Below are 24,692 nucleotides of genomic sequence, written 5' to 3' on the forward strand. Positions count from 1 at the left end.
TGTCTGACGCCCACTAACCCAGCGGGCGTTTTTGTTTTCGTTCAAATATTCCGGTCAAACACGGCTGGAGGACAAACATTATGGATTATCCAAAAAATACACCCGGCGTAGGGCTGGTGAATGGCAGGTTTGTCGATGAAAACCCGGTCACCGGGACACCTGGATCGTTGATTCCGGCGAGTTGGGGAAATAGCGTCACTCAGGAAATTCTGAGTGTTGTACAGGCCGCCGGTTTGACACCGGATGAAGCGTCGAACAATCAGTTGCTGGGAGCCTTGCGCAGTTCCAATCTGTTTGTTACGCCACCACAGTTTGACGCAGGAAAGTCGGTGGCGACCTCTGAATTTGTGCAGCGTGCACTCGGGAACTATGCAGGTTCACGCGGGATATCGGCATCAGAGCAACTTACCGTCGCGGACGTTGGTCGTTCGATAGGCCTTGGCGGAATGACAAGTTATACGGTGACGTTGCCGGATGTTAATGCGGTCCCTGCTGGCGCGGTGATAAGCCTGCATTGTCGTGCCAGTTCGGTTGTTACTGTTGCCAGTAATTCAGGGGCTCAAATCACTCCGCAAGGCGCCATGCTCAATAGCATGACTATGACCGCAGGCGAGAATGCGACCTTTGTCAAAGAGTCCGGGGTCTGGACGGTTTACGGTACTGCCAGTCTGAAGTACGCCACCCTGTTCGCGGGTGTCACCGGGGCTTCTGGGTATCAGAAGTATCCGAGTGGCAACATGGATCAGTGGGGTTATGGTATGACTGATGCGAATGGAGAAATGTATGTGACTTTTCCAGTCTCTTTTCCCAATGCCTGTGTTTCGGTTGTCGCCAATCATGTCGGTGGTGACATCGCAATGGTCATTCTTATTGGCGGTACCAATACAAAACAAGGTTGCCGACTTAGAGTTCGAAGCTATACGGGGCAGATGGCGGCTGGCTGGGCTGTTAATTACATTGCGAAGGGGTATTGAATTGAACGGTACAATATTATTTAGCGCGCGAACACGGGGTGCTTATATTGTTGGGTTAAATGGGGCGGATATTCCTGATGATGTAATCGAAATACCCCGGGCATATTGGCTCTCGTTGCTTGAGGCGTTGGCTAGATCGCCGAAGATTATTTCTGTGCGTCCTGAAGATGGTTACCCGATTCTTGTGGATCCTCCGTCTGTGTCAACTGAAGTGTCTGCGTCAAACGAACGTGCCTGGCGCGACTCCGAACTGTTTCAAACCGATGGTTTGGTTGCAAGGCATCGTGACGAGCTGGAGACAGGAGGGGCAACCACGTTGTCAGCGGCGGAGTACGAAGCCTTGCAAACTTACCGTCGAAACTTGCGCAATTGGCCGGTTACCGAGAAGTTCCCTGCACTGACAGAGCGACCGGTACTGATTGCCCCCGTCAGCATTATGGCTGCTCCTGTTAGAAAAACACGGGTCAGAAAATCGGTGAAACCGGTAGAGCCCACCATCGCTCAATAGACATTTATAAGGAGTGGAACATTGGATTATCCAAAAAGTGTCCCCGGTGTAGGGTTGGTGAATGGCAGGTTCGTTGATGAAAACATGGTTTCCGGAACACCGGGATCGTTGATTCCCGCGACGTGGGGTAACAGTGTTACCCAGGAAATGCTGGCGGTTATTACGAGTGCCGGACTGGCTCCGTCTGAGGCAGATAACGGTCAGTTGTTGAAAGCGTTGCAAGTAATCATGACGAAGGCTAGTCCGATGCTTTCGTTGGTGAAAACCGTGGCCGTCTCTCAAATATTGGCTCCCGATGATCTGGGGCTTGTGTTGGCCAATGGCGGAGCGAATGCGGTCACTCTCACACTGCCTGCTGCTAATTCAGCCCTAGGTGTTCGTGATGTGATCGTGCGCCGAGTGGATAACAGCGGTAACCGGTTGGTTGTTCAATGTTCGGGCACAGACTCTCTCAAATTTCACACGCATCTTCGTACTAACGGTTATCCGTTTCTGGTGTTGATGGGCGCGGGAGACTGGTGGCATTTGCGTAGCGATGGCGCTGGTAGCTGGTGGCCCGTAGGGCGGTTTGATGGAACCCCGCTTGGGCGGCCTGTCTTTGAAACGACCGTGGCATTGATGCCGGGCGGATACGGTGCCCTGAACGGATCAATCCTTAATCGCGCTGAGTGGCCTTGGCTGTGGGATCACGCGCAGCAGTCGGGAATGTTGCGCCCAGAAACCGATCGTGGAGGTGCATGGACGCCGGGGGATGGTTCCACGACTTTTCGCGCTCCCGAAGCGCGTGGTGAGTTTCTTCGGATATGGGCTGAGGATTATTCCGTCGATACCGGACGTGTACCGGGTACGTGGCAAAAGGGGTCATTGGTGCACGGCGACAATGGTATTGGAGATAACATTATTTTTGCCACAGATATTATCGGCCAAAGAAAGTTGTTGGGTTTTGATGCGGGTTCTTTGGGGGACTATGTGGGGTCGGTTGTTAAGTACATCACACCCAATACTACAGTTACGCAGCTCCCTGACTTTGAATTGATGAATCACAGTGGTGTGGCTCGTCCGCGAAACATTGCTTACCCTGGCCGTATCAAACTCATTTGAGGTTTAAATGCCAAATTATTTAATCAATGACGTTCGCCAATTGGTTGGTCCAATTACATTCCCTGTCGTCCCGGGGCTTGGTGTTCAATTACCGAGTAATGCCGTCGAGTTCCCTCACGCGCTTGCCGAACCCGAAAACGGTTTTGTATGGGCCTGGGTTAACGGAGCTCCGCAGGCATTGCGTGACCGCCGCGGCACAGTATTTCAAATGCAAACAGGCGCATCGACCACCTGGGAACAATTGGGTGAGTTACCTGATGGCCTCACCGATAAACCTTGGCCCGGTCAATATTACGTTTGGCTCGATGGCGACTGGCAACTTGATCAATCGGCGAAAGAAACAGCCGAATTGGCAAGTGTTCTGAAAGAGCGAGACAGCCGCTTGCGCGACGCCGCCATGCGCATCGCCCCTCTTCAATACGCCGTCGATCTGGGCGATGCCACACAACAGGAGCAATCCGCGCTGCTGGACTGGAAACGCTACTGCGTTGCCTTGAACCGCATCGAACAGCAAGCAAGCTACCCACTTGAAGTCGAGTGGCCGATTCTGACGTTTTCTGAACCCAAGGAATCGACAAATTCACTGCGTTCGCTCTTCGGTCTTAAACAAAAGTAAATCAAGGACATCCTCATGCCTGTAACAGAAGGGCAACTGCTCAAGATCATGCCCAACGCCCGCCTCCAAGCGGGCGTTTTCGTTTCTGCCCTCAACACCGCCATGACCCGCCACAACATCAACACCCCCAAGCGCATCGCCGCGTTCCTTGCACAAATCGGCCATGAGTCGGGGCAGTTGCGGTATGTGCGTGAGTTGGGCAGCGACCAGTACCTCAGCAAATACGATACCGGCACGCTGGCCGTCCGCTTGGGCAATACGCCTGAAGCTGACGGTGATGGTCAGCGCTATCGGGGGCGTGGGCTGATTCAGATCACCGGGCGCGATAACTATCGTCGATGCAGCCTTGGACTGTTCGGTGATGAGCGTTTGCTGACCCTGCCAGAGTTGCTCGAGCAGCCGCAATGGGCGGCCGAATCGGCGGCCTGGTTCTGGGAGCTGAACGGTTTGAATGAACTGGCCGATCGTGAGCAGTTCAACAGCATCACCCGCAGGATCAACGGCGGGTTGAATGGGCTGGAAGAACGTTTGCAGCTCTGGACACGGGCGAGGGCGGTGTTATGCCAGCCTTCGGTCTGATGCCACTTTCGTACCGGGTGATCGGCGTCGCTGTGCTGCTGGCCATTGTGGCTGGCAGTGCTGCGGCAGTGTCCTGGCACCTTCAGGATTGGCGCTACGGTCGGCAACTGGCGGAACAAGCCAGGTTGCACGGCGAGGCGCTGAACCAACTGACCCTGGCGGCGGCGAATCAACAGCGCACCGAACAGGACAAGCGCCTGGCCCTGGAGCAGCGTCTTCAGGCCAGCGATCAAACCTATTCAAAGGCCTTGAGCGATGCACAACGTGATCAAGGTCGCCTGCGCGACCGTCTTGCCACTGCTGATTTGCGCCTGTCAGTCCTTGTCGACCCCCGTGAAGCCGACACCGGTTGTGGTGTGTCAGCCGCCTCCGGCACCGGCGGCGTGGTTCATGGAACCCTACGAGCCCGACTTGAGCCGGCGCATGCTCAACGAATTATCGGCATCACCGACACAGGCGACCGCGGACTGATTGCCTTGCAGGCCTGTCAGGCGTATGTCAGAGCCCTGGCTCATTAACATTTTGATCTAGCCCGCGTCTTGCAAGCGTGATTCGCTCGTGTACGGTAGTGCGCATGCCCGCCTGATCAAGGAGAGAGTCGTGAACGAAATCACCCAGCTTGCCGCGCAACTAGGCCGGCGTTTGCAGGTGCTCAATGCGCATGTCAGCACGGCGGAGTCCTGCACCGGTGGCGGGATCGCCGAAGCGATCACCCGAATCGCCGGCAGCTCGGCGTGGTTCGAGGCGGGTTACGTCACCTATTCCAATCGGCAGAAGACCCAGCAACTGAATGTGCCCGCCGAGTTGTTCACCGAGGTCGGGGCGGTCAGTCGTGAAGTGGTCGAAGCCATGGTACGTGGCGCCCAGCACAAGAGTCGCGCGCGTTTTGCCGTGGCGGTCAGCGGTATTGCAGGACCGGACGGCGGTACGTCGAACAAGCCGGTGGGCACCGTGTGGTTGGCCTGGGGGATCGGAGATGCCGTGTATTCGGAGTGCCGACACTTCCCCGGTAACCGCGGTGAGGTCCGCCGACAAACGGTGAAGGCCGCGCTAGAGGGGTTGCTGCAGTATACCGCCGGAGAAATCTCAAATGAGGGGTAGGCGATCCCGAAACGCTGTGGAATAATACTGGCTACTTATACAGGTGTTGGCCGTCAGGCCTTATTGATTACGTGAGGACTTTAATGGACGACAACAAGAAGAAAGCCTTGGCTGCGGCCCTGGGTCAGATCGAACGTCAATTCGGCAAAGGTGCCGTGATGCGTATGGGCGATCAAGACCGTCAGGCGATCCCGGCTATTTCCACTGGCTCTCTGGGTCTGGATATCGCACTCGGCATTGGCGGTCTGCCAAAAGGCCGTATCGTTGAAATCTACGGTCCTGAATCCTCCGGTAAAACCACGCTGACACTGTCCGTGATCGCCCAGGCTCAAAAAGCCGGCGCGACCTGCGCATTCGTCGACGCCGAGCACGCCCTGGACCCGGAGTACGCCGGCAAACTGGGCGTCAATGTCGACGACCTGCTGGTTTCCCAGCCGGATACCGGCGAGCAAGCCCTGGAAATCACCGACATGCTGGTGCGCTCCAACGCGGTTGACGTGATCATCGTCGACTCCGTGGCGGCCCTGGTTCCGAAGGCTGAAATCGAAGGCGAAATGGGTGACATGCACGTGGGCCTGCAAGCCCGTCTGATGTCCCAGGCGCTGCGTAAAATCACCGGTAACATCAAGAACGCCAACTGCCTGGTGATCTTCATCAACCAGATCCGGATGAAAATCGGCGTGATGTTCGGCAGCCCGGAAACCACCACCGGTGGTAACGCGCTGAAGTTCTACGCTTCGGTTCGTCTGGACATCCGCCGCACCGGCGCGGTGAAAGAAGGCGACGAAGTGGTCGGCAGCGAAACCCGTGTCAAAGTCGTCAAGAACAAGGTGGCTTCGCCGTTCCGTCAGGCCGAGTTCCAGATTCTTTACGGCAAGGGCATCTACCTCAACGGTGAGATGATCGACCTTGGCGTGCTGCACGGCTTCGTTGAGAAATCCGGTGCCTGGTATGCCTACAACGGCAGCAAGATCGGCCAGGGCAAAGCCAACTCGGCCAAGTTCCTGCAGGATAACCCGGACATCGCAGCCACTCTTGAGAAGCAGATTCGCGACAAGCTGCTGACGCCGACTCCAGACGTCAAGGCTTCGCCGGTCAAAGAGACTGCCGATGATCTGGCTGACGCTGATATCTGATTGATCCGATGACCGCCGTACTCGATACCCTCGTCGCGGTGCGGCGAACCGCAATGGACCTGCTCGCACGACGCGAGCACGGTCGAGTCGAGCTGACGCGTAAACTGCGTCAGCGCGGCGCTTCTGATGAAATGATCGATACAGCACTCGACCGTCTGACGGAAGAGGGGCTGCTGTCCGAATCCCGATACCTCGAAAGCTTCGTTTCCTACCGTGCCCGTTCCGGCTACGGCCCTTTGCGCATTCGCGAAGAGTTGAGCCAGCGTGGTTTGCAACGTGCCGATATCGAACTTGCCCTGCGTGAAAGCGGAATCAGTTGGCAGGAGAACCTGGAGGAGACCTGGCGACGCAAGTTTGCCGGGCATTTACCGATAGACGCCCGCGAGCGCGCCAAGCAAGGGCGCTTCCTCGCCTATCGGGGATACTCCATGGAAATGATTGGCCGCTTGTTCAGCGGCCGAGGAATGGATGACTGACTGAAAGGGCCCGACTATTGAAATAGTCGGGCCTTTTTTTGCTCAAGTAACCTTGATCTGTTCCCGTTTGCGCTGTGGCGTCTGGGGCGGTTGAGCCGTGGCCCAGTTTTCCGGCTGGTTGATGTAGTCGACCAGTTCACGCAGGCGTCCGTGATCACGGGCGTTGAACGTGAAGGACAGCCGCACCAGATGACTGAACTGAGCCTCGTCGTGCTCCTCGCCAGCGTAAGTATGTTGATGAAAGTGATCGCTCAGGCACAGGTCGGCAAAGGCCTCCTGTATATGCTCGAGCGCCTGGTCGCTGAGTTTGTGATTCATGCGGATCACGAACTGATGTTTCAGCCAGCGGCTGGAGTGGAAGTTGCTGTAGAACTGATTGATTTCCGCCACAGCGTCATCGACGGTGTACACCAGACGAATCAGCTTCAGATCGTTCGACAGGATGTAATGGTTGGCCTCCAATTGATTGCGGATGAAGTTCAGCGCACTTTCCCAGAACGTGCCGCCAGGAGCATCCAGCAACACCACGGGAACCAGCGGGCTTTTGCCGGTCTGGATCAGGGTCAGTACTTCCAGGGCTTCGTCCAGCGTGCCGAAGCCGCCAGGGCAGAGCACCAGTGCGTCGGCCTCTTTGACGAAAAACAGTTTGCGGGTAAAGAAAAAGTGAAACGGTAGCAGGTTGGCAGTGCCGCCTACGGTCGGATTCGCATGCTGCTCGAAGGGTAGGGTGATATTGAATCCAAGGCTGTTATCCCGACCTGCACCTTCATGGGCGGCGGCCATGATGCCGCCGCCGGCACCGGTGATGACCATCAGGTTCGATTGGGCGAGTTTTGCGCCCAGTTCCCGGGCCAGGGCGTACAGCGGATGTTCAACCGGCGTACGTGCCGAGCCGAAAACGGTCACTTTGCGCCGCCCCTTGAACTGCTCCAGCACACGGAAGGCATGCTCGAGTTCGCGCAGGGTTTGCTGGGTAATCTTGGCGTTCCAGCGATTGTGGTCTTCTTGCGCCATGCGCAAGACCGTCAACATCATGTCGCGATAAATCGGAATATTCGGGCTATTGGGTGAAACCAGGTTGAGTTGCTCTTCGATCTTGCTGGTGAGATCGACGCCGATGCTCTGAAAATGACGCACCAGAAGCTCATTCGGTTGGTAAGGCATTCAACTTCTCCTTCTACACAGAACCTTCGGCTCGAACGAGAAATTCGCCTGAGCCGCGACACAGCTTGTGTCGCTCTCAGCCCGCAAGAGGGCTGGGCACTACACCCGACCCGACCTGACCATGAAGCGTTGAAGTGGCGGTCGAGTCATCCAGACGGGTTCTGCTTATCCCTTGGATGAAAGAAACGTTCGCACGACAGGACTCTGAATGGGCAGCCCCTTTTCTGCCCCGGACATTAAACACCAATACATTGAATCTAGACGCTCGTGGTGAGTTGCGCTGACTTGATCATGGTCCTCGAAAGTCTTCGCTGGCAATCACTTATTGCGAGTTCACAACCGACTGTCACCGCTCGTCAGAACCTGTGTCGGACGGCCAAGGCTCTGATTTACTCAGTTACAGACACAACACGACAGCATTGCGTCCAGGGCAAGGCGCAAGGCTTCAGGAGCGGTAGGGGATCATCGCGCAATGATTGGCGATCAAGTGCAAGGAGGCAGGCTATGAGCCTGGTGATTCTGGAGGTCGATGCGCAACTGTATCGATTGCTGCAGTCGGCGGCCGCGCGCAATCACGTGAGCCTTGAAGAGGAATGTCGTCGGCGCCTGGAAGGCCAAGAGTGGCGCTCGCCTTATTTGCAGGCGCTGGTGGCAGAGCTGCGCGCCGATGACGAGCAACGACGCGCAGGTTCTCACTGATTCAAGTGATTACTTTTTCTTTTGTGCCGTTTGCGCAGGGCAATCCGATTCCTGGTAGCTGGCCGAGCCTACAGGGCGATTGGTTTTGTTTTCCGAAAAGTCGTAACGCATGATCGCGCCCTTGGCCATCAGCTTGCGGTAGTTCACGTTGCGGCAAACGCTGGCGCCCAGTTGCAGATAAACCACTTTTGGATTGGCGCGCATTTCGTCGGCATAAGCCGATTGCACGCTGATGTGGTCGATCAGCTGTTTGCCATCGACCGTATAACCTTGGTCGAGAAGGTTCTCATTGATTTCCCGAGGCAGACCGACGTTACTTTCCGCAGCAACCTTTTCCAGCATCTTGCCCAGATTCAAGTCATTCAGGGAGGCTGCTTGAGCGCTGAAGGGCAGGGCCAGCAGAAGGGCAGCGGTGGGGACGATAAGGCGCAGCATGAAACTCTCCTGGTTCAGTGACTGGTGCTTCGACCAGCCACATGGCGGTGCGTTCAGTGGCGGCGGATTATAGGCGAGCGGGGGGTAGGCGGTACAGGTTTGGGCGAGCTGCTCTGGTAAACTGCCGCGACTTTCTGCCTTGCCGAGTGTTTTTTGTGTCGATATCCCTTCCCAGCCGGTGCTGCCTGCGATGAGCGATGCAGCCCAACGTTTTGCCACGAACGCCGTAGCCCGTCTGCGCGATGAGCGAGAAGAGGAGAGCACCAAGCCTTTTCTGGCCCGCGGTTCACGGGCGCCCCGTTGCCATACGTGCCGGGTGATCGAAAGCCACTGCCTATGTAACTGGCGTCCCCAGGTCGAATCACGGGCCGGTGTTTGCCTGATCATGACCAGGAAGGAAGTGTTCAAACCGAGCAACACCGGCTGGCTGATCGCAGACGTGGTCAGGGATAACTTTGCCTTTATCTGGTCGCGTACCGAGATCGACCCGCAATTGATCAAGCTTTTGTCCGACCCGCAATGGCAGCCTTATCTGGTCTTTCCCGGCGAATACGTTGCTCCCGAACGCGTGACTCATACCGTCGAGGCGACCAGCGAGAAGCGCCCGCTGTTCATCCTGCTGGATGCAACCTGGACCGAGGCGAGGAAGATTTTTCGGAAAAGCCCTTATTTCGACGGGTTTCCGATTCTGAGCCTGCTCCCCGAAAAACTCTCGCGGTACCGCCTGCGAAGGTCTACCCGCAGCGAACACCTGTGCACCGCGGAAGTGGCTGCGTTGTGCCTGGATCTGGCAGGGGATGTAGACGCTGCATCGGCACTGGGTGCCTATTTCGATGTGTTCAGCCAGCATTACCTCGATGCGAAACATCAACTGGAAATGAATGTCTCGACCCCGGCCCATACAGAATTGCTGCCTTTCGTTGAACACACCGCGCCGGTCATGTCCTGAGAGTCGCCCATACTGACAGGTAACCGCAGGTTTGCGGCTTGACCACCCAGGCTTCGCTGGGCATCCTTGGCGCCGATTGGGGTGCGGCCGAAGATTGAAACGCCGGTTTTATGGGCTCTTGGCGTTGAACGTGCCCTGTTGGTGCCGCTATCTGGCGGTACCTCGAGTTGCCTTGGCGATACCTGAATGCATCGGGTCTGCCATAAAAAACAGGATCATTTGAAAAATGGCCACATACGAAATCCTGATTGCCGATGACCACCCTCTCTTTCGCAGCGCGCTGCGCCAGGCCGTGACCCTGGGCCTTGGTCCCGAGGTTCGTCTGGTGGAAGTGGCGAGCATTGCCGAGCTGGAAGCCCGTCTGACCGAAAAGGCTGACTGGGATCTGGTGCTGCTGGACCTGAACATGCCGGGCGCGTACGGGTTTTCAGGGCTGGTGCTGTTGCGCGGTCAATACCCGCAGATTCCGGTGGTGATGGTTTCGGCTCAGGAAGAAGCCTCGATCATGGTGCGCTCCCGTGAATTCGGGGCCAGCGGTTTCATTCCCAAATCCAGTTCACTGGAAGTGATTCAGCAAGCGGTGCGTTCTGTGCTGGATGGCGATGTCTTCTGGCCGCCGCAGGCATTTGAAGCGGTCAGCGTTTCGGACGAGGCCAAGGCTGCCAGCGAAGGCTTGGCCAGTCTGACGCCACAGCAGTTCCGTGTATTGACCATGGTCTGCGAAGGTCTGCTGAACAAGCAGATTGCCTACGAGTTGAGTGTGTCGGAGGCGACGATCAAGGCGCATGTGACGGCGATCTTCCGCAAGTTGGGGGTGCGTACCCGGACTCAGGCGGCGTTGTTGTTGCAACAACTTGAGTCAATTTCGAGCCACTAACGGCGCTTTCATTCACGCTTTTTTAACTTCTGTTGATCTAGCTTTTCTACTTCTTCTGGTTCAGTTGCCTACTCTATGTCGCCTTTCAAAGGTCAAACCGGTCTCAAGCGCATTCTCAATGCAGGTGGTTATTCTCTCGACGGCCTGCGTGCAGCCTTCACCGGCGAAGCTGCTTTCCGTCAACTGGTGCTGCTCAATGTCATCCTGATTCCGCTGGCGTTTGTGCTGAACGTCAGCCACGTCGAGCGTGCCTTGCTGATTGCCGTCTGCATGCTGGCGCTGATCGTCGAGTTGCTCAATTCGGCCGTGGAAGCGGCCATTGACCGGATTTCCCTCGATCGGCACCCGTTGTCGAAAAATGCCAAGGACATGGGCAGCGCTGCTCAGTTAATGGCCCTGAGCATGATCGTGATGGTGTGGGCGGTGATTCTGCTCTGACAAAACTGCCTGCGCGTCGACCAGACTGCGTTAAAAACAGGCTCGGAATGCTCATTTAGGTGCCTAAACTCCGCTTCCTCGCCTGTTTTTGCCTTGCCTGATCGCCGCTCGGCGAGTTTTCACCCTAGGCAATCGTCGGCAGAACGATCTCGTCGCTGCGCTGAACCCCGGCGGTGAAAGCGCGGCACAGTTCAAGAAACTCGCGCATGGCCGACGTCTGATATTTCTGTTTATGCCAGATGAAATAAAACTGCCGCGCCAGATCCAGGTCTGGTGTTTCAACCGCCACCAGGCTGCCGCGGCGGAATGCATCGCGTAGCGCCAACCGCGATATACAGCCAATCCCCAAGCCAGATTCCACCGCGCGCTTGATCGCTTCGGTGTGTTCCAGCTCAAGCCGAATATTCAAGGCGCTTCGGTGGTGACGCATGGCCTGGTCAAAGGTCAGGCGCGTGCCGGAGCCTTGTTCGCGAAGGATCCACGCCTCGTGTGTCAGCTCCTCCATGCTGGCCTGGCCACGGGTGGCCAGCGGATGTTGCGGGGCGCAAAACACCACCAATTCATCCTCGACCCAGCTTTGTACCTCGATGTCCGGGTGGCTGCAGTCGCCTTCGATTAGACCCAGATCAATTTCATAGTGGGCGACTTGTTGCACGATGTTGGCAGTGTTCTGCACGTGCAGCTTCACCTGGCTTTCCGGATGACGCTGCATGAAGCTGCCAATCAGCAACGTCGCCAGGTAGTTGCCGATGGTGAGCGTGGCGCCGACCGCCAGCGAACCGAAACCGGACTTGCCGTTGAGCAGGTCTTCGATTTCCTTGGCCTGGTCGAGCAAGGCCACCGCCTGCGGCAGCAGTTGTTTGCCCATGGCGTTGAGGCTCAGCCGCTTGCCGGCGCGGTCGAACAGTTGGCAGCTGGATTGACGCTCGAGTTCGGTGATCGAGGTGCTGGCCGCTGACTGTGAAAGGTTGAGCAGGCCCGCAGCACGAGACACACTCTCTTGCTGAGCGACGGCGACGAAGACTTGAAGTTGACGGAGAGTAAATCGCATATCTATATAACCGATAACCCTTATCTTAATAATCCAGTTAACAGATATTGTCGCTGCCATTAGAATGCGATGCAATTGCGCACTGCTCTCTTGGCGCAGAGCATGCGCAGACAAAATCTCCAGGAGTCCCCCGTACATGAGCAACATGAACCACGAGCGTGTCCTCAGTGTTCACCACTGGAATGACACTCTGTTCAGCTTCAAGTGCACCCGCGATCCGGGCCTGCGCTTCGAGAACGGCCAGTTCGTGATGATCGGCCTGCAACAGCCCAACGGCCGCCCGCTTATGCGCGCTTACTCGATTGCCAGCCCGAACTGGGAAGAGCATCTCGAGTTCTTCAGCATCAAGGTTCCCGATGGTCCGCTGACTTCCCAGTTGCAACATCTGAAGGAAGGCGACGAGATCATCATCAGCAAAAAACCGACCGGCACCCTGGTGCTGGACGATTTGAAGCCTGGCAAGCATCTGTACCTGCTCAGCACCGGCACCGGTCTGGCGCCGTTCATGAGCGTCATCCAGGATCCGGAAACCTACGAGCGTTTCGAAAAAGTGATCCTGTGCCACGGCGTACGTTACGTCAACGAAGTCGCTTACCGCGAGTTCATCACCGAGCACCTGCCGCAGAACGAGTTCTTCGGCGAGGCCCTGCGTGACAAGTTGATCTACTACCCGACCGTGACCCGCGAGCCGTTTGAAAACGAAGGTCGTCTGACCGACCTGATGCGCAGCGGCAAGCTGTTCAGCGATATCGGCCTGCCGCCGATCAATCCTGAAGACGACCGCGCCATGCTCTGCGGCAGCCCGAGCATGCTCGACGAAACCAGCGAAGTATTGAACAGCTTCGGCCTGAAAGTTTCGCCGCGTATGCGTGAGCCCGGTGACTACCTGATCGAGCGTGCGTTCGTCGAGAAGTAAGCTGTTGTTCCGGTGACGCAGAGCGTCACAGGATGCATTCTCACGCAGAGCGTGGGAACGATCAGCCCGCGTTGCCTGAGAAGGCAGCGCGGGCTTTTGCGTTTCTGGGGTTCAGGCTTTCGCGGGGATGACTTCGAGGACGCGGATCAGCCCGGCTTGCGGGTAATGCCAGCGTACGTCCAGGTCCCAGAACTGTGCGCCGTATTCACGTTCGGGGGCAGGCGTCTGGTAGGCCGGGCGTGGGTCTTGCGCCAGGCATTGCTCGATCAGCTCGACCAGGGGCTCTTCAAGGCGCTGAGCGTGCGTATGCGCCTGTTGCAAGGCTGAATCCGCCCACTGCACGGGAATCAGTTGCGGCGCGGCGCTGGCGATCTCGTTGGATGCGCCCGGGATGATATCGGCGTAGGGCACGTAGGGTTTGATGTCGAGAATCGGCGTACCGTCCAGCAGGTCAATGCCGGAGATCCACAGGCGATTGGCTTCAACCTTGTCCAGCTTGACCACCGATTGGCCAATGCCATTGGGCCGATGGGTCGCGCGCGTGGCAAACACGCCCATGGACTTGTTACCGCCCAGGCGCGGTGGGCGGACTTTGAGTCGCGGCTTGTCTTCCAGTGCCTGATGGAACAGGAACAGCAGCCAGACATGGCTGACCTGCTCCAGGCCTTGCACCGCATCACCCTGATCGAACGGTGCCACCAATTCCAGAATGCCGCGAGCGGCCGGTGCCAGTTGCGGCTGACGCGGAATGGCGAACTTCTCCTTGAAGCAGGAGCGCACGAAGCCGATCGGGGAAACGCTGTAGGTCATGGTGTGGGGTCGAGGCGAGAAAGAGGTGGGCATGATAACCCACGCGGCCTCTGTGGCGAGGGAGCTTGCTCCCGCTGGGGTGCGAAGCGCCCCAAAACCTGTGACCGAGTCCTTCCCGATCAATTAAGGTGCCAATTTTACGGCTGCTGCGCAGCCGAACGGGAGCAAGCTCCCTCGCCACAAGAGCGTCAGAGGCTGAACCCGCCATCCAGTGGAATGATGTTCCCGGTCACCGCAGGTCTGGGATCAGCCGCGAACGCGCAGGGTCAGGCCCTTGAGGAAATTGCGCAGCAACTGGTCGCCGCAAGGGCGGTAGTTGGTGTGGCCGAACTTGCGGAACAGTGCGCTCAGCTCAGGCTTGGAGACCGGGAATTCGGCGGCCTTGAGGATGGCGTGCATGTCGTCTTCTTTCAGTTCGAAGGCCACGCGCAGTTTCTTCAGGATGATGTTGTTGGTGACTGGCAGCTCGATCGGCTGCGGTGGACGGCTTTCGTCCTTGCCGCGCTTGAAGAACACCAGGCCATCGAGGAAGTGCGCCATGACCTCGTCCGGGCAGCGTACGAAGCCTTCTTCGTCTTCTTCTTTCTTGTCGAGGTACGTCACCAGGTCGGGCAGGGTGACATCCATGCCGCCGAGCTTGATGATCTCGATGACTTTTTTGTCACTGATGTCGAGCATGTAGCGCACGCTGCGCAGTACGTCGTTATGAATCATGTGTGCAGTCCTGATCATTCAGCTGTGGGCGTTGCCGTTAACAGCAACGCCGAAATGTGTGGCGGCCTTAGAATTTCTCTTTGGCAGACAGATAGCGCCATTGGCCCACCGGCACTTTGCCGATGGAAACACCGCCGATACGGATGCGGCGGATGGCGACGACCTTGAGGCCGACAGCCTGGCAGAGCAGGGCGATGATCCCCGGTTGCGGGTTTTTCATCGCAAAGCGCAGGCGATTTTCATTCTGCCAGCTGGCTTTGACCGCCGGCAGTTCCTTGCCTTTGTACGACAGGCCGTGGGTCAGGCGGTTGAGCCCGTGAGCGACCATGTCGCCTTCGACCTCGACCACATACTCTTGCTCGATCTTGCTGGCATCGGCAGTGAGTTTGCGCAGGATCTTCCAGTCCTGGGTGAACACCAACAGCCCGCTGGCGTTGGCCTGCAGGTCGGCGCTGGCGGTCAGGCGCAGGAAGTGGCCCTTGAGCGGACGTTTGCTGAAGCGGTGTTCTTCGCTCAGGGTCTCGGGGCCGATCAGTTGCAGGGCGGTCTCGGCGTCCATGCCCGCTGGCGCGTGCAGCAGGATGGTCACGGGTTCCGGTGCGGTAGCCTTGGCTTCGGGGTCGAGTTCGACTTTCTGGGTGTCGACCTTGAACTGCGGCTCATCGATGACTTCGCCGTCCACGGTGACCCAGCCGCCCTCAATGAACAGCTCAGCCTCCCGACGGGAGCAGCCGACGAGCTCGATGAGGCGTTTGGAGAGACGAATCGGGTCAGTCATGACAGGGAGCCGTTACAAAAGGGGGGAGGCATTGTACCTGCCTCGCGCCGGTTAATCGCGGGTCCATTTGCCTCGTGTGGCTTTTAGCCGCGCCGCGCCTGTTGATTGGCCTGCTTCAAACGCATGTGCAGCAGCGGATAAGGCTGGCCCATGCCATCGACCTCCGAGCGTCCGATGACTTCGAAACCCTGTTTGAAATAAAACCCCAAGGCTTGCGGGTTTTGTTCGTTGACGTCCAGTTGATCGGCGTTGAGGTGTTCCATGGCGTAGTTCAGCAGTTGTTTGCCCAGGCCCTCGCCACGGTGTTCGGGGGCGATAAAGAGCATTTCGATCTTGCCTGCCGCAACGCCGGCGAACCCGGTGATGTGCTGGTGTCGGTCGCGGGTGCAGATCAGCATGACGGCATCCAGATAGCGGGTAAGCACCAGGTTTTTCAGCAGCTCGATGTAACTGTCCGGTAAAAAGTCATGCGTGGCGCGGACCGACGCCTCCCAGACCCGGGTCAGTTCTTCATAGTCGCTGTGTTTTGGTGTGTGGATGACCGAATGATGGCGCATGCCCGCCTGCCCCTTGTGCCGTGAGTGAGGTTGAATCCTCTTGCTGAACAATACGATAGACGTTAAAAAGCCCCGCATCTCGTGAAGAGAGCGGGGCTTTTCATATTTTTTGCGTTTAGATCTGTTCAGCCCACAGGTCGTATTCGTCGGCGTCGGTCACTTTGCACCAGACCTTGTCGCCCGGCTTGAGGTTGCTGCCGTTGTCGATGAATACGTTGCCGTCGATTTCCGGGGCGTCGAAGAAGCAACGGCCGACCGCGCCTTGCTCGTCGACTTCATCGACCAGCACTTCGATTTCACGGCCGATGCGCATTTGCAGGCGCGCCGAGCTGATGGCCTGCTGGTGCGCCATGAAGCGATCCCAGCGGTCTTGCTTGACCTCGTCCGGAACGATCTCCAGATCCAGATCGTTGGCCGGTGCGCCTTCAACCGGCGAGTACTGGAAGCAGCCGACGCGGTCGAGCTGGGCTTCGGTCAGCCAGTTCAGCAGGTACTGGAAGTCTTCTTCGGTTTCGCCGGGGAAGCCGACGATGAAGGTCGAACGGATGATCAGGTCCGGACAGATCTCGCGCCAGTTCTTGATGCGCGCCAGGGTCTTGTCTTCAAACGCTGGACGTTTCATCGCCTTGAGCACTTTCGGGCTGGCGTGCTGGAACGGGATGTCCAGGTACGGCAGGATTTTCCCGGCGGCCATCAGCGGGATCAGCTCATCGACGTGTGGGTACGGGTAAACATAGTGCAGGCGAACCCAGACGCCGAGGGTGCTGAGCGCTTCGCAGAGTTCGGTCATGCGGGTTTTCACCGGCGCGCCATTCCAGAAACCGGTGCGGTACTTGACGTCAACGCCGTAGGCGCTGGTGTCCTGGGAAATCACCAGCAGCTCTTTAACGCCGGATTTGACCAGGCGCTGGGCTTCGTCGAGCACATCGCCCACTGGACGGCTGACCAGTTTGCCGCGCATCGACGGGATGATGCAGAAGCTGCAGCTGTGGTTGCAGCCTTCGGAAATCTTCAGGTAGGCGTAGTGACGCGGCGTCAGCTTGATGCCTTGCGGCGGCACCAGGTCGATCAGCGGGTTGTGGTCCTTGCGCGGTGGCACGACGTCGTGCACGGCGTTGACCACTTGCTCGTACTGCTGCGGACCGGTGACGGCCAGCACGCTCGGGTGTACGTTGCGGATGTTGCCTTCTTCGACGCCCATGCAGCCGGTGACGATGACCTTGCCGTTTTCCTTGATGGCTTCGCCGATCACTTCAAGGGATTCGGCCTTGGCCGAGTCGATGAAGCCGCAGGTGTTGACCACCACGACATCGGCGTCCTGATAGGTCGACACGACGTCATAGCCTTCCATGCGCAGTTGGGTAAGGATGCGCTCGGAGTCGACCAGTGCTTTCGGGCAACCCAGGGATACGAAACCAACTTTAGGGTTGGCCGGCGTTGTGGTGGACATGTCTAACCTCGGTGTTTTGTGACGCCTCCAGCCGACAACGGCAAGGCGACAGACGGGCGCTTGACGCGCCTCTGATCAAAAAGTGCGCAATTCTAGCGGTGGTCAGCGCAGTTGACCAGCTTTATGGAGGGAAATACGACGAGTGCTGCGCTATGCTTCGCGCCGTTACACCCAGGCGTATTTTTTAAGTCAATAAATCGCCTGTATCAATAAGTAAAACAGCGCATGCTGCACGGCAGTCTGCGCAGATTGGCAAAGCTCAGGCGCTTGTTCGTGTCGTGCTTTTTACATGAAGCCCCGGTCTTGGTGGCAGGAGTGGTTGATGGGTCAGGCAAGTAGTCAGGCAGTAGGCTCAGCGCATTCCGGGGCAGCAAAGCCCTTGGGAATGTTGGTGGCGGCGGTCGGGGTGGTTTATGGCGATATCGGTACCAGCCCGCTCTATACCCTCAAAGAGGTGTTTACCGGCGGCTATGGGGTGCAAGCCAACCATGACGGAGTATTCGGGATTCTGGCGCTGATTTTCTGGTCGCTGATCTGGGTCGTCTCGATCAAGTACGTGTTGTTCATTCTGCGTGCCGACAACCAGGGCGAAGGCGGGATCATGGCCCTGACCGCGTTGGCGCGGCGAGCCTCGGCATCGTATCCGCGGCTGCAATCGGTGCTGGTGATCCTCGGTCTGATCGGCGCTGCGTTGTTCTACGGCGACAGCATGATCACCCCGGCGATTTCCGTATTGTCGGCGGTGGAAGGTCTGGAGCTGGCATTCGAGGGCCTCGAACGCTGGGTCGTGCCGTTGTCGCTGATCGTGCTGGTGGGGTTGTTCCTGATCCAGAAACACGGCACTGACCGCATCGGCAAGTTGTTCGGTCCGGTGATGGTGTCGTGGTTCCTGGTGCTGGGTGTACTGGGGGTACTGGGTATCTCCCGGCATCCGGAAGTGCTGCAAGCGCTGAACCCGATCTGGGGCGTACGCTTCTTCGAGGTTCACCCTGGCATAGGCATCGCGATTCTTGGCGCGGTGGTGTTGTCGTTGACCGGCGCTGAAGCGTTGTATGCGGACATGGGCCACTTTGGTCGCAAGCCGATTGCCCGTGCCTGGTTCGCATTGGTGCTGCCGGCGCTGGTGCTCAACTACTTTGGTCAGGGCGCGTTGCTGCTGGAGAACCCGGACGCCGCGCGTAACCCGTTCTATCTGCTGGCACCGGGCTGGGCATTGATTCCATTGGTGGTGCTGTCGACACTGGCCACGGTGATCGCTTCCCAGGCGGTGATTTCCGGTGCGTTCTCCCTGACCCGTCAGGCGATTCAGCTCGGCTACATCCCGCGCATGTACATTCAGCACACCTCGAGTGCCGAGCAAGGCCAGATCTACATCGGCGCGGTGAACTGGACGCTGATGGTCGGCGTTATTTTGCTGGTGCTGGGTTTCGGGTCGTCCAACGCCCTGGCCTCGGCTTACGGTGTGGCGGTCACCGGGACCATGTTGATCACCAGTATTCTGGTGGCGGCGGTCATGCTGTTGCTGTGGAAGTGGTCGCCTATCCTGACGGTGCCGATCCTGGTCGGCTTCCTGCTGGTGGACGGGCTGTACTTCGCCGCCAACGTACCTAAAATCGTGCAGGGCGGTGCCTTCCCGGTATTGGCGGGGATTGTGCTGTTTATCCTCATGACCACCTGGAAACGCGGTAAAGAGCTGCTGGTGGATCGACTGGATGAGGGCGGTCTGCCGTTGCCGATTTTCATCAGCAGTATTCGCGTGCAGCCACCTCACCGGGTCCAGGGCACGGCGGTGTTCCTGACGGCGCGGCCGGATGCGGTGCCCCATGCGTTGTTGCACAACTTGCTGCACAACCAGGTGCTGCATGAGCAGGTGGTGTTGCTGACGGTGGTTTACGAGGATATTCCGCGGGTGCCGACACAGCGACGGTTTGAGGTCGACTCGTACGGTGAGGGCTTCTACCGGGTGATCCTGCACTTCGGTTTTACGGACGAACCGGATGTGCCGCAAGCGCTGAAGTTGTGCCATCTCGATGAACTGGACTTCAGCCCGATGCGCACGACTTACTTCCTCAGCCGGGAAACGGTCATCACCTCCAAGCTCGTCGGCATGGCTCGCTGGCGCGAGGCGTTGTTCGCCTTCATGCTGAAAAACGCCAACGGCAACTTGCGGTTCTTCAAGTTGCCGGTGAACCGGGTGATTGAGCTGGGTACACAGGTAGAAATGTAAGCCTCACAAAAAGCCCCCGTTGCCAGTTTGGTAACGGGGGCTTTTTCGTCTCTGTGCCTTTAGTTGCTTTCAGGCCGCGGGTCTTCGGATTTGGTCTTTGTCCGGGCCGGTCGCGGGGTCAGGACCTTTACCACGTCATCAATCACTGCCTTGCTCATTGCCGTCAGATAATGCGCGGCCCAGGCGTGGCGGTCGGTGCCTTTTGCGAAGGCGGCATCCTGAGCAAATGATCGGGCGAGGAACAGCAGATCAGAGGCCTGTGACAATGCATCAACGATGGGAACACCGGCGCGGACGTTGAATAAGGCCTGGTCCGAGCAGTAGATGAGAGGGGTCAAACCGATGGTTTTCAGTTCTGAAGTCGCGGAAGAATCTGTTTTGGTCATGGTGTTACTCCTGGGTTCAAGGAGCCGCCACATTCGTTTCCAAGCGAATGGGTGACGGCTGTACGCAGGTTGGAAAACCGGGAACCTAGGAACCGGCACGCCCGAAGGCGTCCCACGCACAGCCGCCATAACACAGGATTGCAGTCGTAAAAAACTCTGCAGTCATGATGGGGTGCTGTTGCGCTACGGTTCGACGGGTTTCCAAGCCCGATCGCTGAATGGTCAGCGACGTCCGGAGAGTATCCCGTCGAAGAAAAGCGCAACAAGGCATCAAAGTGCCCATATACGAGATTCGGAGTTTGCCTACAAGGTCTGCGAGCGTCATCCGATATTTCGGCACCTTGAGTAAACGAAAGTAAACGCGGCGAGCGATTTACGAGTCGCTGGGGGCTTGTGGAGTTGTTATTCCAGCGACAGTGCGTTGACTGTTCTTTTGGCCTGGGTTAGCGACTGTCCTTTGTCCTGGGACTGAGGACAGTGCTCACAAAAAAGCCCCCGTTACCTTGCGGTAACGGGGGCTTTTTGTTGAACCCGGATCAGGTCACTGTTCTGCGACCTTGTCCTTGTTCTGACGCTTCTCGATCGCATTGACCAGGCGTTTGGCCAGGGCCGGGTAGTTCTCGTCGAAGTGGTGGCCGCCCGGCAGCTTCAAGGCTTCACCCACAGCGGTCTTGTCGGTGCAGCCACTCTCGGCGATTTCTTCTGCGCCGTAGATGCACAGCACCTTGTCGGCGGGCAGCTTGGCCATTTCCGGGCCGGTGTCGGCCTCTTTGCCGGCGTTGCCGAGCCAGCCTTCGACCTGGATTTCGAAGCTGCCAGTACGGGCGAAGGCCAGCAGGATGATTGCATCGACCCGTTGCTGTTCGCTTTCCGGCATACGGTTGTAGATCGCCGGCAAGACGTCGGCACCGAACGAGTAGCCCGTCAGGATGAAGCGTTTGGTGCCCCACTTCTGACGGTAGTGCTGCATCAGTTCGGTAAGGTCAATGGCGCTTTGCTCAGGGCTCTTGTGCTGCCAGTAGTAGCGCAGGGTGTCGATGCCGACCACCGGGTAACCGATCTTAGCCATTTCACCGGCTACGTCACGGTCCAGGTCACGCCAGCCGCCGTCACCGGAAAGGAACAGGGTGACGGTGTCCTTGGCCTGGCCGGCAGGCACTTCGACCACCGGAATGTTCAGGCCGCCATTGCCCTTGTCAGCGCCGACGAGGAGCTTGCGCAGTTCGTTGTTGAGGACTTGCGGCAGGTTGATGTCGTAGTCGCTGATGCTGGTTTCGGCATTGGGTTGATCGCGCACGAAGCCGGCGCTGGTGTCGTCCGGGTTATCGTTCCATGCAACCAGCCAGTGACCGTGAGCTGCGCTTTTTGGCAGCGAGTGGGTGCAGCCGGGTTTTTCCAGCGCCAGGTCTACTGAAACGGCCTGGGACTTGTCATCTTTCTGCTCGGCCAGCCAGCGCCAGGCCAGGATGGCGCCAGGGCCGATACCGCTGACCAGGGTCGCTGGGCCCTTGAGCTGCTGGAAGGCCGCCTGCAGGGCATTACCTTGTTGGGTGCAGTCCGTGGGCAGGACCACCTGAACGATTTGCGCGGCACCGCCACGGCTCAGGGTCATCAGTTGCTTGTCGCTGAGCTTCTGATCTTCGTTCACCGCGACGACCACCCGGGCACGCGGCGTGGTGCCAGGAATGACCCGGGTCATTGCCGGGCCATCAACAGGCGTCAGCAGTTCGAGGGTGGGCTCGGGGGCCGGGCGGCTCCAGTACCAGTAACCGCCACCGAGGATCACAGCCAGTACCACCAGAGTGGCTAATACATACCGCCAGGAGCGTTGAATCATCAGCGTTTCACCAATCCAGTCAAGCCGCCCGCAATCAGGGCGGCGGTATCGGCCAGTGCCACCAGCGGATCGAGTCCGGCGGGCACGGCCATGTAACGAGGTTCCCAGTCAGGCTGGAATTTGTCCTTGAAGCGGCGCAGCCCCTGGAAGTTATAGAGCTGCTCGCCACGGCGAAACACCATCGAGCCGAGGCGTTGGGTCAGTGGCGCGCCACGACGGGGTTGCAGACCCGACAGCGGCACCATGCCCAGACTGAAACGTGCATATCCGTGATTTTTATAATGTTGAATCAGGCCGACCATCATGAACTCCATGGTCAGCTTGGGCGCGTCCGGGTGGGCACGCATCAGGTCGAGACTGGCCAGGTCGTGGCTATACGTCTCGAGCAGGTTGGCGAATGCCACCGGGCGACCTTCAAAGTGAATGATCGCGATACGGAAGTGCTTGAGGTAATCGTCGCTGAAACGGCCGAGGGAGAAGCCTTTTTCGCGAACGTTCTTGCCGGTCAGCCAGGCATCGGAAATGACCTTCAGCTCCTCCATGGGGGCTTGACCCGGTTCGTAGATTTCCAGCGACAGGCCATCGCGGGTGCCACGGTTCCAGGTATAACGCAGGTCTTTCATCTCTTTGCCCTTGGCCTCGAGATCAAAGCGATGCAGGTCAACTCGCGCTTCTTCGCCCAGTTTGATCGCGGTCAGGCCGATGTCCATGTAGTACGGCAGGTTTTCGGCGCGTACCTGATAGAACACCGGACGGGCGTGATGAAGGTCGCAGAGGTCACGGAACTGCCAGATCATTTCCGCGCGTTGCTGGGTCGGGCCGATCGGGTCGTACAGGGCCACCAGACTGCGGCCACGACGCGCATACATCAAGAACGCTTCGTCGTTAGGGTGAAACAGTAGCGCCTTGTCACCGGTCAGTGCGAGGCCGCCGTCCGGTTGCGATGAGGCCATCAGGATCTTCAGCGCCTTATCCAGTTCTGCGGCGTCGGGTTGATGAATCACCGGGCGCGCGGTGCGCAGCAGCCAGGTCAGAGACACCACCACCAGCAGAACGGCCGCGCCGAGCAGCGAGCGCAGGCCGCGCGGGGCATCGGAATCCAGGGTGAACTGCCACCACAGTTGATGGCTGTACGGCACATCCTGATAGGCGAACAGCAGGAGCCAGATCGAGGCACCCAATACGCACAGGCTGGCCACCAGGTACAGCGGCGAGAACGGCACTTCGGTCAAGCGGCTTGGGCGGTAGAAAGAGCGACGGAAGATCGCCAGCAGACTGGCGGTCAGGATCATCAGGCAGGCTTCTTCCCAGTCGAACCCTTTGAGCAGCGAGAGCACGGCACCGATCATCAGCAAGATGGTGGTCAGCATCCAGGCGGCCGAGAGGCGACGGCGCAGGCCTTGAGCCAGCAGCAGGCAGAGCACGCCGATCAGGCTGGCACCGAAGTGCGAGGCGTCGACCAGGCGATGGGGGATCAGGAACCCGATGTGTTCCAGACGGGTGTCGATTTCCGGTGTCGCACCGGAGAACAGCAATACCACACCAGACAGGAACACCAGGATCGCCAGTACCGGCGCGGCCATGCCCGAGGCGGCGCGCAGCGATTGACGGGTGTTGAACAGGCGCTGTGCTTCATTGATCAGCAGCAGGACGCAAGCCGCCAATAGCGGCAGAACCACATAGATCAGGCGATACAGCAGCAGGGCGGCGGCCAGTGGCGCAGCGCCGAGCTTGTCGGCGAAGGCCGCCAGCAGAATCGCTTCGAATACCCCGACGCCGCCCGGTACGTGGCTGAGCACGCCAGCGGCCAGGGCCAGCAGATAGACCAACAGGAAGGCGCCGAACGGTGGCGCTTCCGGCAGCAGCAGATACAGCACGGTCGCGGCGGCTGCCACGTCCAGTGCGGTAATCACCAATTGCAGGAAGGTCAGGCGACGACCCGGCAAGCGTAGCGTGCGTCGTCCGATGCGAACCAGCAGATTGTCCGTATACGGTTGTTCTGGCAGGCGGCGGCGGTAGAGGCCAATGGCCAATACCGAGCACAGCAGCAACACGGCAATCGCAATGGCGCCCAGCAACGGCTGCGACACATGCAGCGCGATGGAGGCAGCAGGCAGGTTGCTGAGTGTCGCCAGGGCCGCGAGCGGCGGCAGGGCGCAGCCCAATGACAGGCTGGCAAACAGCGTCATGTGGGCGACTTCCGACGCCCCGAGCCCGTGACGTGCGTACAGGCGGTAACGCACCGAACCGCCGGACAGCAGCGAAAGGCCAATGGCGTTACCGATGGCGAATGCGGTGAAGCCACCCAGAATCATGGTGCGCGGCGGCAAGCTCACGCCAGCATAGCGCGTGGCCGACCATTCATAGCCGAGCAAGATGATGAAGCCGGTAATGGTTGCAGCCAATGCACCGAGCAGGGCCGGCTTCGGCACTTCCAGAATCGAGTCGTGCAGGGCGTAGAGATCGAGTTCGCTTAATAGATGGCGACAGGCAATCAGCGCGATAGCGAACAATAGCAGCGTGACCGCCAGGCCAATGGGCTGACGGTACTTGCTGACCAGATCCAGCCAGTGCAAACGGGTGGCCGTGATCGGTTGTGTCGCTGTGACGGTGTCTTGTAAATCAGACGAGTTGGCGCGCATCAATCACCTCTTGGATTGTGCGCGACAGGATGGGGGTATCCAGCCAAGTTACCAATCCCTGTAGAAAAAAATAATCACAAATATTAACGCGTATCACCGAGCATTGGGGATTACGCACATTCAATCGTAGAGAGGCTTGCCTGCGACTCAGCATAGCCTGATCTGGTGGACCCTGAAGGGTGCCAAAGGTTCGTAGAACATTGCCAGATCATTGTTGCGAAAGGACTTTTCTACAGATACAAAAAAGGCCGCTCTTTCGAGCAGCCTTTTT

The 24,692-nt window shown here is 58.3% G+C and carries 26 protein-coding genes; 15 read left to right on the forward strand and 11 right to left on the reverse strand.

Features of this window, described 5'->3' with window-relative positions; all coding sequences use genetic code 11:
- Nucleotides 1-80 precede the first annotated feature (80 nt).
- The 9 genes from AABM55_RS06385 (at nt 81) to recX (ending at nt 6,491) form a co-directional block, all read left to right on the forward strand.
- Complete coding sequence (locus AABM55_RS06385) at nt 81-974, forward strand: phage tail protein (RefSeq protein ID WP_347929110.1); 894 nt, start codon at nt 81-83, stop codon at nt 972-974.
- A gap of 1 nt (nt 975) precedes the next feature.
- Nucleotides 976-1,482 carry a phage tail assembly chaperone gene (locus AABM55_RS06390; protein WP_347929111.1) on the forward strand — a complete coding sequence of 169 codons (507 nt, stop codon included), beginning with the start codon at nt 976-978 and terminating at the stop codon, nt 1,480-1,482.
- A gap of 21 nt (nt 1,483-1,503) precedes the next feature.
- Nucleotides 1,504-2,583, forward strand: coding sequence for a phage tail protein (locus tag AABM55_RS06395; RefSeq protein WP_347929112.1), 1,080 nt, complete (start codon nt 1,504-1,506; stop codon nt 2,581-2,583).
- 7 nt (nt 2,584-2,590) lie between these two features.
- Nucleotides 2,591-3,199 (forward strand): tail fiber assembly protein, encoded by a 609-nt coding sequence (locus AABM55_RS06400; RefSeq protein WP_347929113.1) that lies wholly within the window; start codon nt 2,591-2,593, stop codon nt 3,197-3,199.
- Between the two features lie 15 nt (nt 3,200-3,214).
- The gene (locus tag AABM55_RS06405) at nt 3,215-3,778 is read left to right on the forward strand and encodes a glycoside hydrolase family 19 protein (protein WP_347929114.1); all 564 of its coding nucleotides are present in this window, start codon (nt 3,215-3,217) and stop codon (nt 3,776-3,778) included.
- The gene (locus AABM55_RS06410; RefSeq protein ID WP_347929115.1) at nt 3,760-4,296 is read left to right on the forward strand and encodes a lysis system i-spanin subunit Rz; all 537 of its coding nucleotides are present in this window, start codon (nt 3,760-3,762) and stop codon (nt 4,294-4,296) included. The genes AABM55_RS06405 and AABM55_RS06410 overlap by 19 nt, the downstream gene beginning before the upstream one ends.
- An 82-nt stretch (nt 4,297-4,378) precedes the next feature.
- Nucleotides 4,379-4,879 carry a CinA family protein gene (locus AABM55_RS06415; protein ID WP_103315479.1) on the forward strand — a complete coding sequence of 167 codons (501 nt, stop codon included), beginning with the start codon at nt 4,379-4,381 and terminating at the stop codon, nt 4,877-4,879.
- An 83-nt stretch (nt 4,880-4,962) separates the two neighbouring features.
- Complete coding sequence (gene recA, locus AABM55_RS06420) at nt 4,963-6,015, forward strand: recombinase RecA (RefSeq protein WP_054595966.1); 1,053 nt, start codon at nt 4,963-4,965, stop codon at nt 6,013-6,015.
- 8 nt (nt 6,016-6,023) lie between these two features.
- Nucleotides 6,024-6,491 carry a recombination regulator RecX gene (recX, locus tag AABM55_RS06425; protein ID WP_054595967.1) on the forward strand — a complete coding sequence of 156 codons (468 nt, stop codon included), beginning with the start codon at nt 6,024-6,026 and terminating at the stop codon, nt 6,489-6,491.
- A gap of 42 nt (nt 6,492-6,533) precedes the next feature.
- Here recX and AABM55_RS06430 read toward each other — a convergent pair whose 3' ends face one another.
- Nucleotides 6,534-7,655, reverse strand: coding sequence for an LOG family protein (locus tag AABM55_RS06430; RefSeq protein ID WP_054595968.1), 1,122 nt, complete (start codon nt 7,653-7,655; stop codon nt 6,534-6,536).
- Nucleotides 7,656-8,159: 504 nt separating this feature from the next.
- Between AABM55_RS06430 and AABM55_RS06435 the strand changes: the two genes are divergently transcribed.
- On the forward strand, nt 8,160-8,354 hold the full coding sequence (locus AABM55_RS06435; RefSeq protein WP_054595969.1) for a hypothetical protein: 195 nt from the start codon (nt 8,160-8,162) through the stop codon (nt 8,352-8,354).
- Nucleotides 8,355-8,363: 9 nt separating this feature from the next.
- On the opposite strand, the gene AABM55_RS06440 is transcribed toward AABM55_RS06435, so the two are convergent.
- Nucleotides 8,364-8,789, reverse strand: coding sequence for a PA3611 family quorum-sensing-regulated virulence factor (locus tag AABM55_RS06440; RefSeq protein WP_019692124.1), 426 nt, complete (start codon nt 8,787-8,789; stop codon nt 8,364-8,366).
- A 190-nt stretch (nt 8,790-8,979) separates the two neighbouring features.
- On the opposite strand from AABM55_RS06440, the gene AABM55_RS06445 reads away from it, so the two are divergent.
- The 3 genes from AABM55_RS06445 to AABM55_RS06455 all read left to right on the forward strand — a co-directional run bounded on the left by AABM55_RS06445 (nt 8,980) and on the right by AABM55_RS06455 (nt 11,053).
- Nucleotides 8,980-9,738, forward strand: a complete 759-nt coding sequence (locus tag AABM55_RS06445; RefSeq protein WP_347929116.1) for a tRNA-uridine aminocarboxypropyltransferase — start codon at nt 8,980-8,982, stop codon at nt 9,736-9,738.
- 226 nt (nt 9,739-9,964) lie between these two features.
- The gene (gene erdR, locus AABM55_RS06450; protein ID WP_054595971.1) at nt 9,965-10,615 is read left to right on the forward strand and encodes a response regulator transcription factor ErdR; all 651 of its coding nucleotides are present in this window, start codon (nt 9,965-9,967) and stop codon (nt 10,613-10,615) included.
- 75 nt (nt 10,616-10,690) lie between these two features.
- The gene (locus tag AABM55_RS06455) at nt 10,691-11,053 is read left to right on the forward strand and encodes a diacylglycerol kinase (RefSeq protein ID WP_054595972.1); all 363 of its coding nucleotides are present in this window, start codon (nt 10,691-10,693) and stop codon (nt 11,051-11,053) included.
- A gap of 124 nt (nt 11,054-11,177) precedes the next feature.
- On the opposite strand, the gene AABM55_RS06460 is transcribed toward AABM55_RS06455, so the two are convergent.
- On the reverse strand, nt 11,178-12,104 hold the full coding sequence (locus tag AABM55_RS06460) for a LysR family transcriptional regulator (RefSeq protein WP_347929117.1): 927 nt from the start codon (nt 12,102-12,104) through the stop codon (nt 11,178-11,180).
- Nucleotides 12,105-12,240: 136 nt separating this feature from the next.
- Between AABM55_RS06460 and fpr the strand changes: the two genes are divergently transcribed.
- The gene (fpr, locus tag AABM55_RS06465; RefSeq protein ID WP_003189055.1) at nt 12,241-13,020 is read left to right on the forward strand and encodes a ferredoxin-NADP reductase; all 780 of its coding nucleotides are present in this window, start codon (nt 12,241-12,243) and stop codon (nt 13,018-13,020) included.
- A 111-nt stretch (nt 13,021-13,131) separates the two neighbouring features.
- Here fpr and tsaA read toward each other — a convergent pair whose 3' ends face one another.
- From tsaA to rimO, 5 genes are all read right to left on the reverse strand, one after another.
- Nucleotides 13,132-13,830 carry a tRNA (N6-threonylcarbamoyladenosine(37)-N6)-methyltransferase TrmO gene (gene tsaA / locus AABM55_RS06470; protein ID WP_347929118.1) on the reverse strand — a complete coding sequence of 233 codons (699 nt, stop codon included), beginning with the start codon at nt 13,828-13,830 and terminating at the stop codon, nt 13,132-13,134.
- A gap of 246 nt (nt 13,831-14,076) precedes the next feature.
- The gene (locus AABM55_RS06475) at nt 14,077-14,544 is read right to left on the reverse strand and encodes a DUF1456 family protein (RefSeq protein WP_019692130.1); all 468 of its coding nucleotides are present in this window, start codon (nt 14,542-14,544) and stop codon (nt 14,077-14,079) included.
- A 67-nt stretch (nt 14,545-14,611) separates the two neighbouring features.
- Nucleotides 14,612-15,322: an rRNA pseudouridine synthase gene (locus AABM55_RS06480; RefSeq protein ID WP_103315474.1), complete on the reverse strand. Its 711-nt coding sequence runs from the start codon at nt 15,320-15,322 to the stop codon at nt 14,612-14,614.
- An 83-nt stretch (nt 15,323-15,405) separates the two neighbouring features.
- Nucleotides 15,406-15,879, reverse strand: a complete 474-nt coding sequence (locus AABM55_RS06485) for a GNAT family N-acetyltransferase (RefSeq protein WP_347929119.1) — start codon at nt 15,877-15,879, stop codon at nt 15,406-15,408.
- 115 nt (nt 15,880-15,994) lie between these two features.
- Entirely contained in the window at nt 15,995-17,329 is a 1,335-nt protein-coding gene (gene rimO, locus AABM55_RS06490; RefSeq protein WP_054595977.1) for a 30S ribosomal protein S12 methylthiotransferase RimO, read from the reverse strand.
- 322 nt (nt 17,330-17,651) lie between these two features.
- On the opposite strand from rimO, the gene AABM55_RS06495 reads away from it, so the two are divergent.
- Nucleotides 17,652-19,556 carry a potassium transporter Kup gene (locus AABM55_RS06495; protein ID WP_054595978.1) on the forward strand — a complete coding sequence of 635 codons (1,905 nt, stop codon included), beginning with the start codon at nt 17,652-17,654 and terminating at the stop codon, nt 19,554-19,556.
- Between the two features lie 59 nt (nt 19,557-19,615).
- On the opposite strand, the gene AABM55_RS06500 is transcribed toward AABM55_RS06495, so the two are convergent.
- The 3 genes from AABM55_RS06500 to mprF form a co-directional block, all read right to left on the reverse strand.
- Nucleotides 19,616-19,942, reverse strand: coding sequence for a DUF3077 domain-containing protein (locus AABM55_RS06500; RefSeq protein WP_103315469.1), 327 nt, complete (start codon nt 19,940-19,942; stop codon nt 19,616-19,618).
- A gap of 541 nt (nt 19,943-20,483) precedes the next feature.
- A complete protein-coding gene (locus AABM55_RS06505) occupies nt 20,484-21,779 on the reverse strand; it encodes an AcvB/VirJ family lysyl-phosphatidylglycerol hydrolase (protein WP_347929120.1) in 1,296 nt (431 codons plus the stop codon).
- The gene (gene mprF / locus AABM55_RS06510; protein WP_347929121.1) at nt 21,779-24,421 is read right to left on the reverse strand and encodes a bifunctional lysylphosphatidylglycerol flippase/synthetase MprF; all 2,643 of its coding nucleotides are present in this window, start codon (nt 24,419-24,421) and stop codon (nt 21,779-21,781) included. Before mprF ends, AABM55_RS06505 begins: the two co-directional genes overlap by 1 nt.
- Between the last annotated feature and the right edge of the window lie 271 nt (nt 24,422-24,692).

This window comes from Pseudomonas helvetica (genome assembly GCF_039908645.1).
Taxonomy (GTDB): Bacteria; Pseudomonadota; Gammaproteobacteria; order Pseudomonadales; family Pseudomonadaceae; genus Aquipseudomonas; species Aquipseudomonas helvetica.

What these genes read in the sequence shown, in the direction of transcription:
- rimO (WP_054595977.1), bottom strand. Translation starts at nt 17,329, where the DNA reads ATGTCCACCACAACGCCGGCCAACCCTAAAGTTGGTTTCGTATCCCTG.
- AABM55_RS06495 (WP_054595978.1), top strand. Translation starts at nt 17,652, where the DNA reads ATGGGTCAGGCAAGTAGTCAGGCAGTAGGCTCAGCGCATTCCGGGGCA.
- erdR (WP_054595971.1), top strand. Translation starts at nt 9,965, where the DNA reads ATGGCCACATACGAAATCCTGATTGCCGATGACCACCCTCTCTTTCGC.
- AABM55_RS06385 (WP_347929110.1), top strand. Translation starts at nt 81, where the DNA reads ATGGATTATCCAAAAAATACACCCGGCGTAGGGCTGGTGAATGGCAGG.
- AABM55_RS06500 (WP_103315469.1), bottom strand. Translation starts at nt 19,942, where the DNA reads ATGACCAAAACAGATTCTTCCGCGACTTCAGAACTGAAAACCATCGGT.
- recX (WP_054595967.1), top strand. Translation starts at nt 6,024, where the DNA reads ATGACCGCCGTACTCGATACCCTCGTCGCGGTGCGGCGAACCGCAATG.
- AABM55_RS06410 (WP_347929115.1), top strand. Translation starts at nt 3,760, where the DNA reads ATGCCAGCCTTCGGTCTGATGCCACTTTCGTACCGGGTGATCGGCGTC.
- AABM55_RS06445 (WP_347929116.1), top strand. Translation starts at nt 8,980, where the DNA reads ATGAGCGATGCAGCCCAACGTTTTGCCACGAACGCCGTAGCCCGTCTG.
- AABM55_RS06505 (WP_347929120.1), bottom strand. Translation starts at nt 21,779, where the DNA reads ATGATTCAACGCTCCTGGCGGTATGTATTAGCCACTCTGGTGGTACTG.
- AABM55_RS06460 (WP_347929117.1), bottom strand. Translation starts at nt 12,104, where the DNA reads ATGCGATTTACTCTCCGTCAACTTCAAGTCTTCGTCGCCGTCGCTCAG.
- recA (WP_054595966.1), top strand. Translation starts at nt 4,963, where the DNA reads ATGGACGACAACAAGAAGAAAGCCTTGGCTGCGGCCCTGGGTCAGATC.
- AABM55_RS06475 (WP_019692130.1), bottom strand. Translation starts at nt 14,544, where the DNA reads ATGATTCATAACGACGTACTGCGCAGCGTGCGCTACATGCTCGACATC.
- AABM55_RS06405 (WP_347929114.1), top strand. Translation starts at nt 3,215, where the DNA reads ATGCCTGTAACAGAAGGGCAACTGCTCAAGATCATGCCCAACGCCCGC.
- mprF (WP_347929121.1), bottom strand. Translation starts at nt 24,421, where the DNA reads ATGCGCGCCAACTCGTCTGATTTACAAGACACCGTCACAGCGACACAA.
- AABM55_RS06400 (WP_347929113.1), top strand. Translation starts at nt 2,591, where the DNA reads ATGCCAAATTATTTAATCAATGACGTTCGCCAATTGGTTGGTCCAATT.
- AABM55_RS06480 (WP_103315474.1), bottom strand. Translation starts at nt 15,322, where the DNA reads ATGACTGACCCGATTCGTCTCTCCAAACGCCTCATCGAGCTCGTCGGC.
- AABM55_RS06440 (WP_019692124.1), bottom strand. Translation starts at nt 8,789, where the DNA reads ATGCTGCGCCTTATCGTCCCCACCGCTGCCCTTCTGCTGGCCCTGCCC.
- fpr (WP_003189055.1), top strand. Translation starts at nt 12,241, where the DNA reads ATGAGCAACATGAACCACGAGCGTGTCCTCAGTGTTCACCACTGGAAT.
- AABM55_RS06455 (WP_054595972.1), top strand. Translation starts at nt 10,691, where the DNA reads ATGTCGCCTTTCAAAGGTCAAACCGGTCTCAAGCGCATTCTCAATGCA.
- tsaA (WP_347929118.1), bottom strand. Translation starts at nt 13,830, where the DNA reads ATGACCTACAGCGTTTCCCCGATCGGCTTCGTGCGCTCCTGCTTCAAG.
- AABM55_RS06485 (WP_347929119.1), bottom strand. Translation starts at nt 15,879, where the DNA reads ATGCGCCATCATTCGGTCATCCACACACCAAAACACAGCGACTATGAA.
- AABM55_RS06435 (WP_054595969.1), top strand. Translation starts at nt 8,160, where the DNA reads ATGAGCCTGGTGATTCTGGAGGTCGATGCGCAACTGTATCGATTGCTG.
- AABM55_RS06430 (WP_054595968.1), bottom strand. Translation starts at nt 7,655, where the DNA reads ATGCCTTACCAACCGAATGAGCTTCTGGTGCGTCATTTTCAGAGCATC.